This is a genomic window from Betaproteobacteria bacterium (assembly GCA_016709965.1).
Taxonomy (GTDB): Bacteria; Pseudomonadota; Gammaproteobacteria; order Burkholderiales; family Rhodocyclaceae; genus Azonexus; species Azonexus amarohabitans.
The window spans coordinates 1,811,020-1,825,553 of the sequence record JADJLT010000001.1; the positions used below are offsets into that span (position 1 = coordinate 1,811,020).

Annotated in this window: 13 protein-coding genes and 1 other RNA gene; 9 read left to right on the forward strand and 5 right to left on the reverse strand. The window is 62.0% G+C overall.

Annotated features, from left to right (window positions below; genetic code table 11):
• Nucleotides 1–216: 216 nt before the first annotated feature.
• Nucleotides 217–1,233 carry an NAD(P)-dependent alcohol dehydrogenase gene (locus IPJ12_08945; GenBank protein MBK7647269.1) on the forward strand — a complete coding sequence of 339 codons (1,017 nt, stop codon included), beginning with the start codon at nt 217–219 and terminating at the stop codon, nt 1,231–1,233.
• A 156-nt stretch (nt 1,234–1,389) separates the two neighbouring features.
• Nucleotides 1,390–1,956, forward strand: coding sequence for a DUF3365 domain-containing protein (locus tag IPJ12_08950; protein ID MBK7647270.1), 567 nt, complete (start codon nt 1,390–1,392; stop codon nt 1,954–1,956).
• Here IPJ12_08950 and IPJ12_08955 read toward each other — a convergent pair.
• Nucleotides 1,940–2,842, reverse strand: coding sequence for a LysR family transcriptional regulator (locus IPJ12_08955; protein ID MBK7647271.1), 903 nt, complete (start codon nt 2,840–2,842; stop codon nt 1,940–1,942). The two genes, IPJ12_08950 and IPJ12_08955, sit on opposite strands and share 17 nt — an antisense overlap.
• 95 nt (nt 2,843–2,937) lie before the next feature.
• On the opposite strand from IPJ12_08955, the gene IPJ12_08960 reads away from it, so the two are divergent.
• The 7 genes from IPJ12_08960 (at nt 2,938) to IPJ12_08990 (ending at nt 10,626) form a co-directional block, all read left to right on the forward strand.
• Nucleotides 2,938–3,825 (forward strand): DMT family transporter, encoded by an 888-nt coding sequence (locus IPJ12_08960; protein ID MBK7647272.1) that lies wholly within the window; start codon nt 2,938–2,940, stop codon nt 3,823–3,825.
• A gap of 36 nt (nt 3,826–3,861) precedes the next feature.
• Nucleotides 3,862–4,251, forward strand: a complete 390-nt coding sequence (locus IPJ12_08965; GenBank protein ID MBK7647273.1) for a PTS fructose transporter subunit IIA — start codon at nt 3,862–3,864, stop codon at nt 4,249–4,251.
• A 3-nt stretch (nt 4,252–4,254) separates the two neighbouring features.
• A complete protein-coding gene (locus tag IPJ12_08970; GenBank protein ID MBK7647274.1) occupies nt 4,255–4,524 on the forward strand; it encodes an HPr family phosphocarrier protein in 270 nt (89 codons plus the stop codon).
• A gap of 6 nt (nt 4,525–4,530) precedes the next feature.
• On the forward strand, nt 4,531–6,273 hold the full coding sequence (gene ptsP, locus IPJ12_08975) for a phosphoenolpyruvate--protein phosphotransferase (protein MBK7647275.1): 1,743 nt from the start codon (nt 4,531–4,533) through the stop codon (nt 6,271–6,273).
• Nucleotides 6,274–6,449: 176 nt separating this feature from the next.
• Nucleotides 6,450–8,681: a TonB-dependent receptor plug domain-containing protein gene (locus tag IPJ12_08980; protein MBK7647276.1), complete on the forward strand. Its 2,232-nt coding sequence runs from the start codon at nt 6,450–6,452 to the stop codon at nt 8,679–8,681.
• 130 nt (nt 8,682–8,811) lie between these two features.
• Nucleotides 8,812–9,804, forward strand: coding sequence for a transporter (locus IPJ12_08985; protein ID MBK7647277.1), 993 nt, complete (start codon nt 8,812–8,814; stop codon nt 9,802–9,804).
• Between the two features lie 132 nt (nt 9,805–9,936).
• Entirely contained in the window at nt 9,937–10,626 is a 690-nt protein-coding gene (locus tag IPJ12_08990; GenBank protein ID MBK7647278.1) for an energy transducer TonB, read from the forward strand.
• Between the two features lie 24 nt (nt 10,627–10,650).
• On the opposite strand, the gene ssrA is transcribed toward IPJ12_08990, so the two are convergent.
• From ssrA to IPJ12_09010, 4 genes are all read right to left on the reverse strand, one after another.
• Nucleotides 10,651–10,982, reverse strand: a transfer-messenger RNA (tmRNA) gene (gene ssrA / locus IPJ12_08995).
• Between the two features lie 24 nt (nt 10,983–11,006).
• Entirely contained in the window at nt 11,007–11,534 is a 528-nt protein-coding gene (locus tag IPJ12_09000; protein MBK7647279.1) for a hypothetical protein, read from the reverse strand.
• Entirely contained in the window at nt 11,534–12,133 is a 600-nt protein-coding gene (locus IPJ12_09005; protein MBK7647280.1) for a riboflavin synthase, read from the reverse strand. Before IPJ12_09005 ends, IPJ12_09000 begins: the two co-directional genes overlap by 1 nt.
• A 128-nt stretch (nt 12,134–12,261) precedes the next feature.
• Nucleotides 12,262–14,496 carry a hypothetical protein gene (locus IPJ12_09010; protein ID MBK7647281.1) on the reverse strand — a complete coding sequence of 745 codons (2,235 nt, stop codon included), beginning with the start codon at nt 14,494–14,496 and terminating at the stop codon, nt 12,262–12,264.
• Nucleotides 14,497–14,534 lie beyond the last annotated feature (38 nt).

Below are 14,534 nucleotides of genomic sequence, written 5' to 3' on the forward strand. Positions count from 1 at the left end.
AGATTCGCTGTGCCAATATGGGACGTTCAACACCTCGATGCGGGTGCCAGCACCCATCATCCGAACCAGAAATGGCGCCCCGGCGGGGCTGCAGTACTGCGGCTGATGGAACCTTGCAGCTGGCATGTAACTGGCTTGAATAGCAAACCACAATAGCTGTCGCTCGACGACGGTGAGATTCGGCCATACCACCCATCACAATTCAAGGAAGCCCACATGAAACGCTACGAAGTCTTTCCCGGCCACGCCGGCTCTCCGCTGCAAATGGCTGAGTTCGAACCGGCAGCGCTCGGCGATCGCCAGGTTGCGGTCGCCATCAAGGCCGTTTCGCTGAATTACCGCGACATCCTGGTCACCCAGAACACCTATTTCTGCCCGATTACCGATGGCCTGGTGCCATGTTCCGATGGCGCCGGCGAAGTCGTTGCGGTGGGCAAGGATGTGCGCGGGCTGATGGTCGGCGACCGCGTTGCCAGCCTGTTCTTCCCCAACTGGCAGAGCGGCCGGGCCGATGGCAACAGCTTCGCCGGCGCGCTGGGCGCGGAAGGCGGCGGCGTGCTGACCGAGCGCTTCATCGCCGAGGAAAGCGGCCTGATCAAGCTGCCGGATTCGATCAGCTACAGCGAAGCGGCAACGCTGTCCTGCGCCGCGCTGACCGCCTGGCACTCGCTGTTCGAAGCGGGTGATCTCAAGCCGGGCCAGACCGTGCTGCTGCTCGGCACCGGCGGCGTTTCGATCTATGCCCTGCAATTCGCCAAGGCAGCTGGTGCGACGGTGATCATCACCTCCAGCGACGACGGCAAGCTGGCCCACGCCAAACAACTCGGCGCTGATCACGGCATCAATTACCGCACGCACCCGGAATGGCAGGAAGAAGTTCGCCGCATGACCAACGGCCGGGGCGTTGACGTGGTGCTCGAAGTCGGCGGCCCGGGCACGCTGGAGCGTTCGCTAGCCAGCGTGTGCACCGGCGGCCGCATCGCCTACATCGGCGTTTTGACTGGCCTGGCCGGACAAGCCAACCCGGTGGCGCTGATCCCGACCATGGCCAGCATCAACGGAATTTTCGTCGGCAGCCGCGCCATGTTCACCCACATGCTGCAGGCCATCGAAAAGCACGGCATTCGCCCGGTCATCGACCGCGAATTCCCGTTCGACCAGGCGCCGGCCGCGCTGGAACTGATGCGCAGCGGCGGGCATTTCGGCAAGATCGTCATCAAGGTAGCCGAGTAATCATCGGCTGACGGAAAATGCCGGTCCTGCCGGCATTTTCAATTTTGGCTATTTTTTCCGGTTGACCGCGGCATCACTGGCAAGCGTCATCATTTTGGAGAAAATTCGCGCGCCGGCTTAAAATAAGCGTTCACTTATTTAAAGCCGGAGCCCGCCATGAAGAAACTTCTCTCCATCACCTTGATGCTTGCCGCCTTGCCCGCCCTGGCTCAGGATATTGGCGCCCTGACGGCCGATACGAAAAAGACGGTTCTGCCGGTTGTGCCGAAAGTCGTTGCCGCCATGCAGGAAGCTGTCGCCGAGAAGGGCGTGGCTGGTGCGATTCCGGTCTGCAAGGAGCAGGCGCCGGCACTGATCAAGGAAAAGCGCAAGGAAACCGGCTGGGATATCCGCCGCGTCAGCCTGCGAACACGTAACGCTGATCGCGCTACGCCGGACATGTGGGAAGTTCGCCAACTGGCCGACTTCAACATTCGCGCTGCCAACGGCGAAAAGGTCGATACCTTCGAAAAAAGCGAAATCGTGACCATCGACGGCAAACAAGTCTTCCGCTACATGAAGGCACTGCCGGTCGGCGACGTCTGCATGAAGTGCCACGGCCCGGTCGATACGCTGGATGCCGGCCTGAAGGCCAAGCTGGCCGAAAGCTATCCGCACGATCAAGCGACCGGCTACGCCAAGGGCCAGATTCGCGGCGCTTTGACGGTCAAGCGTCCGCTGTAGATTCAGTCACACCCTTGGCGGCCAGGTGCTCGAAAAGCGCTGCGGCCGCCGGGCTCAGCGCACCGCGCGCGCGAACGCACAACTGCAGGTCGCGCGGGGCCCAGTCGTCGGTGATTTCCACCGTTTTAATGTCATCGACCGCAGCCAGCGACGAACGCGGCACCATGCCAATGCCCACCCCTGCAGCCACCATGCGACAGACGGCATTGAAGCTGCGCACCTGAATGCGCACGTCGAGACGACTGCCAAGCCGGGCGGCGTGATTCATCATGAAGGTGTGAATGGCGCTACCGGCATGCAGGCAGACGAAAGGTTCGGCCAGCACTTCGCCAAAAGCCACGGCCTGCCGCCCAGCCAACGGATGACCCAGCGGCACGATGAGGACCAGCCGGTCGCGCCGATAGGGCAGCGTTTCCAGCCCGGCCTGTCCGCCATCTGCCGCCACGACGCCAATTTCCACCTGTCCGGCGGCGACCACCTGAATGATCGCCGGACTCGGCTGCTCTTCCAGGCTGATGCGTACGCGCGGATTTTCACGCAGGAAATCGCCGAGGTCTTCCGGCAAGAAGCAGTTGATGGCATTGGTGTTGGCGAAGACGGTGACCTGGCTGTGCAGGCCGCTGGCGTAGGGCGCAAGGTCGGCATGCATCTGTTCGAGCTGGGCGAATACCTGCCGGGCGTGACGAAGCAGGGATTCGCCAGCCGGCGTTGGCGTCAGGCCACGGGCATGGCGCGCAAAGAGCGGCACGCCGAGGGCAGCTTCAAGCTGCGTCAAGCGATGGCTGGCCGAGGATGGCGCCAGATGTACCTGCTCGGCAGCGCGGGTCAGGCTGCCGGAATCGGCGATGGCGGCTACCAGCCGCAGGTCCGGTAGATCGTAGCGCATGGTTTCGTCCATAACGAATGCTTGCTTTGGATAATACCAATTGCGGGCCCCGTCAGGCGCCGTTCTAATAGCATCTCCCAGAAATCACCCCGAGAATCACTTTGGAAAAATCGAATGCTGTCGGTGCAGGCTTGGCGCTTTTGGCGGCGCTCGGCTTTTCGCTGAAGGCAATCTTCGTCAAGCTGGCCTATCCGTATGGCGTCGATGCCATCACGCTGCTCGCCTTGCGCATGGGCTTCGCGCTGCCGGTTTTCCTGTGGGTCGGCCTGGCCGGGCAAAAGGCAGGTGCCAGTCTGACGCGTGACGATTGGCTAAAGCTGTTTGCCCTCGGCTGCCTGGGCTATTACGGTGCAAGCATTCTGGATTTCTGGGGGCTGCAATACATTTCGGCCGGCCTTGAGCGGCTTATCTTGTTCACCTATCCGACGCTGACCATCCTGATCGGCGTGCTCTTTCAGGGCAAACCCCTCACCCGCCGCGAAGGCATTGCCGTCGTGCTCTGCTATCTGGGTATCGGCTTCGCTTTCGTACACGACCTTGGCCTGGGCGATACACGCGCCGTCCTCATCGGCGGCGCGCTGGTCTTCGCCTCCAGCGTTTCGTATGCACTCTATTTGTCGGGCAGCGCCCCGATGATTGCCCGCCTGGGCGCCATGCGCTTTTCGGCTTTGGCCATGTTGGTGTCGTCGGCCGTAACGCTCGGCCACTTTTGGGCATCGCATCCGATCACCGCCTTCGTCCAGCCAATGCCGGTCTACGGCTGGGGCTTGGCGATGGCGCTGTTTGCCACCATCGTGCCGGTCTTTGCCCAGTCGGCCGCCATTCGCTGGATTGGCGCCGGGCAGGCATCGCTGTTTGGCATGGTCGGGCCCATCCTGACCATCGGTTTCGGCTGGTGGCTGCTGGGCGAATCAATCTCGCTGGCGCAAATGGCCGGTGCTGCGCTGGTCGTCATCGGCATACTGATCGTCAGTCGCCGGTAAAGCGCTTCGGCCCGGCAGGCTGTTAGAATCGCAACCATGATCGGCATCCTTCTCATTACACACGGCAGCTATGGTGAGGCACTCGTCCAGAACGTCTGCGATGTGCTGAACAAGCGCCCAACGCAATTGCTCCAGTTAGGCCTCAGCCCCCAGGATGACCCGCTGGATTTGTTGCCGCTGGCGCGCGAAATGCTCGCTTTGGTCGATGACGGCTCGGGTGTTCTGGTACTGACCGATATTTTCGGTGCATCACCAGCCAACCTTGCGCTAAAGTTGCTCGACCGGGGCCGTGTCGAAGGTCTGACCGGTGTCAATTTGCCCATGCTGCTGCGCGCACTGCACTACCGCGACAGAAGTATGGAAATCCTGATCGTCCGCGCCCGTGATGGCGGCCGTGACGGCATTCTCAATATGCTGGACCACTAAACTATGCTGACTACCGAAACTGAAATCATCAACAAGCTTGGCCTGCACGCCCGCGCTTCCGCCAAGCTGACGCAGTTGGCCGGCAAGCACAAGTGCGAGGTCTGGATGAGCAAGGGCACGCGCCGCATCAACGCCAAGAGCATCATGGGTGTCATGATGCTGGCCGCTGGCAAGGGCTCGAAAGTCACGCTGGAAACCAATGGCGTCGACGAGGCCGAAGCGATGGAAGCCTTGCTGGCGCTGATCGCCGACTATTTCGGTGAGGGAGAGTAAGCTGCCATGAGCTTCACCCTGCACGGCCTCGGCGTTTCTGGCGGCATCGCCATCGGGCGGGCCATGCTTATGTCACATGCCACGCTGGAGGTCGCTCACCTGACCCTGGCGCCACGCATGGTCGACAAGGAAATCGAGCGTTTCGACGCGGCGGTCAGTGCAGTCAAGGAAGAACTGATCCTGATGAAGGAAAACACCGAGCACGCCCCGGCCGAGCTCAATGCCTTTATCGACATCCACACCATGTTCCTCGAGGACCCGGAGCTGGCGCTCAAGCCGCGCGAGATCATTCGCGAGCGCCGCTGCAACGCCGAATGGGCGTTGGTCCAGCAGATGGAGCAACTGGTCGACCAGTTCGAGCAATTTGACGACCTCTATCTGCGTGAGCGCAAGTTTGACGTCGTTCAGGTGGTCGAACGCGTCGTCAAGGAGCTACTCGGCCACCCGGGCCGCGCCACGCTGAAAAATGCCAAGCGCTCGAAGGAAGAAGTCCTCATCGTCGTCGCCCACGACCTGTCACCAGCCGATACGATTTCATTCAAGGAGCACCGTTTCGCTGCCTTCATCACCGACGTCGGCGGCGCCACCTCGCACACCTCGATCCTCGCGCGCAGCATGGCGATTCCGGCCGTGCTCGGTCTGGAAAATGCCCGCGGGCTGATTCGTGATGGCGAGCAGCTGATTGTCGACGGCTTGCGCGGGGTCGTCATTGTCAATCCGGACCAGCGCGTCCTGGATGAATACAAGCTGCGCCAGGAGCAGATCGAGCTTGAAAAAAACAAGCTGAAGCGCCTGAAGACGGCCAAGTCGGAAACCATCGACGGCGTGCCGGTGGAGCTGTTCGCCAATATCGAACTGCCGAACGACGTACCAGGGGCCCTGGAAGCCGGCGCAGAGGGCATCGGCCTGTTTCGCACCGAGTTTCTCTTTCTCGACCGTGGCGACATGCCGGACGAGCGGGAACAGTACGAAGCCTACAAAAAAGTCGTCAAGGGCATGGGCGGCCGGCCGGTCACCATCCGTACCTTCGACCTCGGCAATGACAAGGATCTGCGTCCAGAAAGCACCGCCGGCGACCGCGTCAAGACCAATCCGGCACTTGGCCGCCGTGCCATTCGCCTGTCGCTGGCCGAACCACGAATGTTCCAGACGCAGTTGCGCGCCATCCTTCGCGCCTCCAAGTACGGCCCGATCAAACTGTTGATCCCGATGCTGGCCCACGCCCACGAAATCGACCAGACGCTGGCCGCCGTGGAGCAGGCAAAATCCAGCCTGCGCGGTGAAAAAGCCGCCTTCGACGAGGACATCCAGATTGGCGGCATGATTGAAATTCCCGCCGCTGCGCTGGCTGTCGGCCTCTTTCTGCGCCGCCTGAATTTCCTGTCGATCGGCACCAACGACCTGATTCAATACACGCTGGCCATCGACCGTTCCGACGAGCAGGTTGCCGCGCTCTATGACCCGCTGCACCCGGCCGTGCTGATGCTGCTCGCCCACACGCTGTCGATGGCAGAGAAGGCCAATATTCCGGTTTCCGTCTGCGGCGAAATGGCCGGCGACCCGGACCTGACCCGTCTGCTACTCGGCATGGGCTTGCGTACCTTTTCGATGCATCCGTCGCAGATCCTCAAGGTCAAGAACCGCGTCCTGAAGTCCGAAGTCAACGACCTCGCCCCCAATGTCCGCAAGATGCTGCGCCTCGACGAACCGTTGAAGCTGCGCGAAGCGCTGGACAAGCTGAACGCCTGACCTCCCGCAAGAGGCGCCTCGGCACCTCAACGCTGCTACCACGGTCAACCGGAAAAATCGGCCAAAATCGAAATTTTTTCGCGGGCCTGATCCGCGACAATTTGCCACATTCCCGCTGCCCCTGAACTTTTGGAAAATTAGCATCCGCTAAAAAACCAATAGTCAGGGAGAGTTTCATGGGGTACCGCATCCGCCCACTGGCCGCCGCGATGGCCGTGGCATTTTCGTCGTCCGCGTGTTGGCAGAGCGCCATCGCCCAGTCCGGCCAAGTTCTGGACGATGTCGTCGTCACAGCCAAAAAACCCGAAGCGCTTCCCGAATCAACGGCGCTCGCCCCCAAAGACATGGCGCCAATGCGCGCCGCCAGCAGTGATTCGGCCAATCTGCTGCGGGACGTTCCCGGCGTCTACCTGCAAAGCGCCGGCGGCGTTTCCAGCCTGCCCAGCATCCACGGGCTGGCCGACGATCGATTGCGCATTCAGGTCGATGGCATGGACCTCATCTCAGCCTGCGCCAACCACATGAATCCGCCGCTGTCCTACATCGATCCGACCAACGTCGACAGTGCACGGGTCTATGCCGGCATCTCGCCAGTCAGCGCCGGCGGCGACAGCATCGGTGCCACCATCATCGTCAACTCGCAGGCTCCGCGCTTTGCCAATCCCGGTGAAGGCCTGCTCAGCAGCGGCCAACTGGGCGCCTTCTACCGCTCGAACGGCAATGCCTGGGGCGCCAACGCCTCGGCCAGCATCGCCAGCGAAAACCTGAGCATCCGCTACAGCGGCTCGACCGCCGAATCCGGCAATTACAAGTCAGCCAAGGATTTCAAGCCGGGCATGCTGGCCACCTACACGACGGCCGGCTCGCACTGGATTCCCGGCGACGAAGTCGGCTCGACGGCCTACAAGACCGAGAACCATCAACTCGCCATGGCCTACCGGCTGGACAACCATCTGCTCGATCTCAAGCTGGGCTATCAGCACATTCCGTATCAGGGCTTCCCCAACCAGCATATGGACATGACCAATAACGAGAGCAAACAGGTCAATTTCGGCTACACCGGCAAATTCAACTGGGGCAAACTCGAAGGGCGCGTTTATCACGAAGGAACGCAGCACGAGATGAACTTCATGGAAGACAAGCTGTACTGGTACGGCCCGGCTCGCAATGTCGCCGGGATGCCGATGAATACCGAAGGCAAAAACACCGGCCTTGCCCTCAAGGCCGACATCATCGGCTCCGATCGTGATCTCTTCCGCATCGGCAGCGAGTACCAGCATTATCGCCTCAGCGACTGGTGGGCGCCGGTGGCCAATTCACCGATGATGAGCCCGAATACTTTCTGGAATATCAACAACGGCCAGCGCGACCGTTTCGACCTTTTCGGCGAATGGGAAGCGGCCTGGTCGGCGCAATGGATGAGCCTGATCGGCGTCCGCAGCAGCACGGTGATGATGGATACAGGCACCGTTCAAGGCTACAACGCGTCGTACAACACCAGCGCCTTCAACGGCGCCGAGCGCAGCCGTACCGACCACAATATCGACCTCAGCGCGCTCGCCCGTTTCACGCCAAATTCCCGCCAGACCTACGAAGGCGGCTACTCACGCAAGACCCGTTCGCCCAGTCTTTATGAACGCTACACGTGGTCCACCAACGGCATGGCGATGACCATGAACAACTGGGTCAACGATGGCAACGGCTACGTCGGCAATCTCGACCTGAAGCCGGAAGTCGCCCACACCCTCAGCGTCAGCGCCGACTGGCACGATGCCGACAAGGCGCTGTGGAACGTGAAAATCACGCCCTATTACAGCCTCGTCAACAATTACATCGACGCCAAATGTCTCGCCGCCAGTTGCCCGAGCAATCAGTACAACTACCTGACACTGGTCAATCAGGACGCCTACCTCTACGGGCTCGACCTGTCCGGCTTTGCTGAACTGGGCTCGGTCCGGGGAGTCGGCAGCTTCACCGCCAAGGGCATCGTCGCCTATGTTCGCGGCAAAAATCGCGACACCGGCGACAACCTCTACAACATCATGCCCCTCAACGCCCGCCTGACGCTGGAACACCGCCTCGGCAACTGGACCAACACCATCGAGGAACAACTGGTCAGCGCCAAGGATGATGTCTCACGGACACGCAGCGAAATCAGCACCAGCGGCTACAGTCTGCTTAACTTGCGCAGCAGTTACGAATGGAAGAATGTGCGCATCGATATCGGCCTCGACAATGCGCTGGACAAACAGTACGCACTACCGCTCGGCGGTGCCTACATTGGCCAGGGTTTGACCATGTCCATCGGCGCCTCCAGTACCTGGTCGGGCACCACGCGGCCGCCTTACGGCTACGCTGTTCCCGGCATGGGTCGCTCCTTGTTTGCCGGCGTGACGATCAAGTTCTAACGCTGCAAATCGTGCGCATCCCGGCGCCAGCCGGGGTGTGCCGCCAGCCGCGACAATATGTCGCAGGGCGGTCTGTCCGTGCCCACCTAAAATCCGGCATTCTGGAATGTCTGACCTACCTCGACAGAAAATGACGCCACTGAAACTCGCCCTCCCCTGTTTGCTGATCGCCAATGTCGCACATGCTTCCTGCGGCTCGTCCTATTGCACGGTCAATACCAATTGGGACGTTCAGGGCCTTGCCCACGACAGCGGCCTGCAGGTCGACCTGCGCTATACCTACGCCAGGGCTGACCGCTGGATGGCCGGGTCGTCACGGCGAGCCACCGAGGCGCCGAGCGGCTCCGACACAGAAATCGAAAACAAGCGCACCATCAACCAGCTGCTCAATCTCGATCTGGACTACGCCATCAACCCGCAATGGGGTGTCGCGCTCGGCCTGCCTTTCGTCATGCGCGACCACACGCATACTTTCGATGCAGCCTCCGGCGCCTTCGTACAGCAGGCAACGTTCAGCGAACTCGGCGATATCCGCCTGCTCGGTAAATACAAGTTTCGCCTGGCCAACCATGATGCCGGCGCCGGCATTCGCTTCGGCTTCAAATTGCCTACGGGGTCGACCAGCAAGACCATGTCGCCGCCCGACCCGAACGATCCGACCACGCCTTATGCCCTGGAGCGCTCCAGCCAGCCGGGCAGCGGCAGCACCGATGGCATTCTTGGCGCCTATTATTTCCGGAATGCGCCGGGCAACGGCTGGGGCTGGTTTGTCAGCGGTCAGCTACAAGCCGCGCTCTCGATCAAGGACGACTACCGACCCGGCACTGAGATCACGTTTGATGTCGGCACCCACTACGAAGTCGCCGAGGGTCTGAATGTGCTGCTCCAGCTCAACGCCCGGCATCGCTCGCGTGACACCGGCGCCAATGCCAACCCGGCCTCCGGCGGCTACGCCTGGAATCTCAGCCCCGGCCTCAGCTACGCCATCGCGCCGCAAACGCAGGTCTATGGCTACGTCCAGTTGCCCATCGTGCAGTCGGTCAACACCGATCCCGCCGAAGCGGCTTCCGGGCAACTGGCGCCTCGCTGGTCAGCAACACTAGGCGTGACCCAGCGCTTTTAGGTCCGGCTGCATTCTTTTCAAAAAACCATCTTTTTCCGGTTGACCGTGGGACTTGCCGTTCAACCCATGGTCGCTACAGGCTGGGAGTCCCCACCGGAAATTCGGCAGAGTTCTACCGGATATAATGGCGGGATGATCGCCGGCCTCCGTCTCTCCCAGCCGAAACCACCTGAATGGCTGCACAGCGGCCGTTACTTGCTGCTCGCCCTGATCCTGCACGCCGTCGTTCTACTCTATCCGCTGACCCTGGCCACGGACAAACCCGAGCTCACGCCGCCCGAACCGGTGACCGTCACCCTGCACGAGAAGAAAATTTCGGCCCCAAAAGTGCTGCCTGTAGCCACGCCAGAGCCGGTCGCCAAACCGCGAACGCCGCATCGGGACAACCCCGCACCCGCGTCGCACCCGGTCATCGCCATGACCCCGGCACAGGTTGCAACACCGCCACTCTTCACGGTGCCGACACCGGCTGTTGCACCCGTACCGACGGCGCAACCAGCCCCCGCCCCCCATACCGCCGCCCCGGCAGCCACCACCGTCAGCGCAGCGCGCTTCGATGCTGCCTACCTGCAAAACCCCCATCCTGCTTACCCGACGCTCTCCCGCCGCTTGGGCGAAGAGGGCAAAGTGCTGCTCAGGGTGCGCGTCTCGCCAGATGGCCGGGCTGCTGCGGTCGACGTCGAAAAAAGCAGCAATTTCGAAAGACTGGATGAGACCGCACGGCAAAGCGTGGCGCGCTGGCGTTTCGTGCCGGCCAAACGGGGCGACGAAGCCATTGAGGCAACCGTCATCGTGCCCATCGTTTTCCGCCTGGAAAATTGAAGCCGGCTTTCCGGCAGGTGGACGTGACGACGGGGACCGAAGTCCCCGCCGGCTGTCTTGAGTAACAAGGCTTCAGCGGCCCCGGCTAACCGTTTTTAGGCGGCAATAGCGAATTGCTCATCATTGGCAATTATGGATTTGCTTCATTAACGTCGATCGCCTGACGAGTTGCCTGCGCACCTTTGCCCGCCCTGTCGAAGCCAGTACACCCCCATCCAAACACACTCAGCAGAATGCCCTTGGGTGGAGGTGAGGGGAATCGAACCCCTGTCCAGAACGCCTCCAGATTGCCGGAATTACAACCATGCTTAGGATTATGGGGGCGGGGGGGTTGTATTTCAAGGCTGACGATGCAAAACAACGACGACAGGGCTGGCGTTTCAGCGCTTGCACCACCGGCGGCCGTTCGCGTCGAAAAAGCCCATCATGCTTTCCGTCTGGCTCATGGTGCTCCGCACGCGGCGGCTGGTGCCGTCAAACAGCACGTTGAAACGAGCCGGCTCGCCCCAGTCGTCGCAATAGCGCCACTCCCAAACCAGTTCGTCACGCGCCTTGAAGTAGACCGTCCAGTGCTCCACCGGCGGGCCCAGCGTGCGCATGACATCCTGCTCCGTCATGCCAGCCTTGATCTGCGCGAAATATTTTGGATCGAGCACGTTGTCGTTGCTGACCAGCACACCGGCCACATCGGTACGCGCCATGTAGGTGTAAAAACCCATGAGCCCAAACGGGTAAGCCAACAGCTCCCCACCATCCGGCTCACGCCAGCGCATGGCCGGCAAGCCCATCGTTCGCTCGACTTCATCGATCCGACTGACACCCGGTTGCAAGCGACTGCCGCCGGGCACGGCACAACCGGCTAATAATGCAACCAGCAAGGCCAGACAGGAAAGTCGCCAGCCCGTCATTATCCGAGCTCGCGTTCCGCAGTGAGCAGCCGCTCACAATAGCGGGCGATCAGGTCAATTTCCAGATTGACCTTGCTGCCCGGCTTAAGTCGATTGAGCGTCGTGTTCTCCAGCGTGTGGGGAATCAGGTTGATGGTGAAATCGGTACCGCGAACATCGTTGGTAGTCAGGCTGGTGCCGTCGACCACGATCGAACCCTTGCGCGCGATGAACTTCGCAATGTCCTTCGGAGCACGAATTTCGAGCAGCCGGTTGTCACCCACCGGATCAAAACGCAGCACTTCACCGACACCATCGACGTGACCGGAAACCAGATGGCCACCGATGACATCGTTCAGGCGCAACGCCTTTTCCAGATTGACCGGGCCGGGCGCAGCCAGCCCGACCGTACAGGACAAGGTCTCCGGGGAGACGTCAACCATGAACTCATTGCCCTCCCTGCCGACAACCGTCAGGCAGACTCCGTTGTGGGCAATCGAATCGCCCAGTGCAACGCCATCGAGGCCAAGCGAACCGGCATCGACATGCAGGCGATAACCAACTTCGCGGGGGGTGAGTTTATTGATGCGGCCGACCGCCGCGACGATTCCTGAGAACATGGAAAATCCCGCTATGCGCAAAGATTCAACTTTATCACGTCGACCGCAGCGGATCGCCCTTGCAGAGGACGCTTGACCGCCGTGCAGCATGATCGGTCCATTCCGGACTCGATCATGCGCTGCCAGCACTAGCGCCCGCCGCGATCATCCTCATTGCCGTGGCGACGGCGCGGTTCGTTCTGGCCACCAGCTTGCGGTGTCGCCTGCGGCCGGGGTGGCTCAACTCGCTGCGGCATTGGCGCAACCGGTGCCGGCGCTGGTGCGGGCGCTCTGACTTCCGGTGGCGGTGCCGGCCGCGGCATTTCTGGCTGGCGCATGACCGGTGGGGGCGCAATGGCTTCGCGCTGGGCCGGGCGCTCCATGCGCTGGAAGTCACGCGGCGGCGGTGCGTCACGGCGCTGCTCGCGCTCTTGTGGCTGGATCATCGGTGGGCGCGGCGGCTGACGCGGTTCGCTGCGAACTTCCGGCATCGGCGCCGGCATCTCGCGACGTTGTGGCGCGGGGGCGAATACGGGTGCTGGTACCGGCGCTGCCGCCGGGGCTGCTTCAGGCGGACGAGCCGGCATGCCGCCCTCGAACCGCGGATCACCTTGGCGACGGAAATTTTCGCGGCGCGGCGTCGGCGCCGGTACGCTTTCCGCCGGTTGAGACGGCGGCTGGATCACAGGCTGTACGTCTTCCATACGGCGTGAAAACCCACGACGACTGTCATTCGGCGGAGGCTGGACCGCATCGGGCGTTGCCGGACGAAGCTCTTGCGGCGCCATCTCCCGACGCGGGAGCGGCACTGCGGGTGTAGCCGGCGTGACCTCAACGGACGGGCGGCCACGATTTTCAGCTTGCCGACGCATTTCCGGTGAACCACGCAATACATCGTGGCGCGGCTCCGGCCCGCGACCATTCATGATCTCCGGTACTTGCTGCCGAAAGGCGGGACGATCCGGATTACCTGGCATCGCCTCGGGGCGCGGCACCCCACGCTCCATCACGTTTTGCCTTGGCGCCTCATAGTCGCGCCGCGGCTGACGGTTGAACGCATCGCCTCGCTCTTCACCGTGGGGGCGGGCCGCACCGGGCATCGGCTTGAGCCAATCGGCATCCGGCGCTCTGCGAGCCACTGGTGCCCGCCCCAGTTCATCGCGAGGTTGCTCGCGAAGTACACCAGCTGTAATCCGTCGGCCTTCACGCATCAGATTGGCCGGCACAACCGTCACCGCACGCGGCAAGCTGTTGTTCGCGAAGGCCGGGCGCGGCCCGCCGCGTTCGGCGCGATCGATCGCGCCAACGTCGCGGACATGACCGGCGTTGAGCTGCCGAACGTAGTTGTGGCTGTAGCGATAGCCGGGTACATAAACTTCACGCGGGGCCAGCGGGAACCAGCCGACGGCCGGGGCGGCACCGGCACTGAAGCCAAGGCTCCAGCCGGGGTTACCGATCCAGGCGACCAACGCCGGTGCGTAGATCGGGCGTGCCACGTGACTGCCGGGCACCCAGCCCCAACGACCGCGAATCATCGCCCAGCGACCGTAGTGGAAGGGCGCAAAACCCCACGGCGCCTGATCGATCCACGTCCAGCCCCAAGGCGCAACCCACGCCCAGCGTCCGTAGCGATAGGGCGCCCAGTCATCGGCAACGGCGCCCGGATACCAGACGGCACCGTACTCGGGCACCGTCTGCCAGTCGCCATACGCATCGAGATCCTGATAGCCGGTCATGTGCGGCGAGACATAACGACGGGAGACGGACGCCAGCGTGACGTTTTCGCGATTGGCCACCCAATGGTCGAACTCATCCTGATCCCAATCGCCATCGACGCGCTCGCTACCGTTGTTCCACCGGCTGGCTTTCTGGCCGGCGGCAACCGGCACGACGCGACCACGGTCATCGAAAGTAGCCTGACCGGCCTGAACGCTTAGCTCGCTGTGATCTGAATAGACATCGACGCGATAACGCCCCGGCGTCAGGAACCGAACATCCCCGTCCGGCGTGGCGACCACAACGTCGTCCACCTGATCGCGGTCGAGAATACTGACCGCCAGGCTGCCGCCGTTGAGACGCAGATCGACGCTGCTGTCATCGACAGCGGAAAATTCCGCCTGACTATTGTCGGCCAGTCGGTACGCCGTGGAGCCGATCCAAACTTCGGCCCGGCCACGTCTGCCGGTTTCGAGAACGGCACCGCTGCTGACCGGCCAGTTCAAGGTAGCCGGTCCCCCCTGATCGTTGCGGTCAACCCGAAAAAAGACCTCATTTTCAATCAATGCAAGGCGGCCAACGCGGGCCGGTGGATCGCTTTGCGCCAGAGCTGGCAGGGCAATGGCCACTGCAAGGGCGAAAACGATCCGATGGAATATTTGCAACATCATGAACTCCCTGGATGCAAGGCGGCTCCCGCTCGACT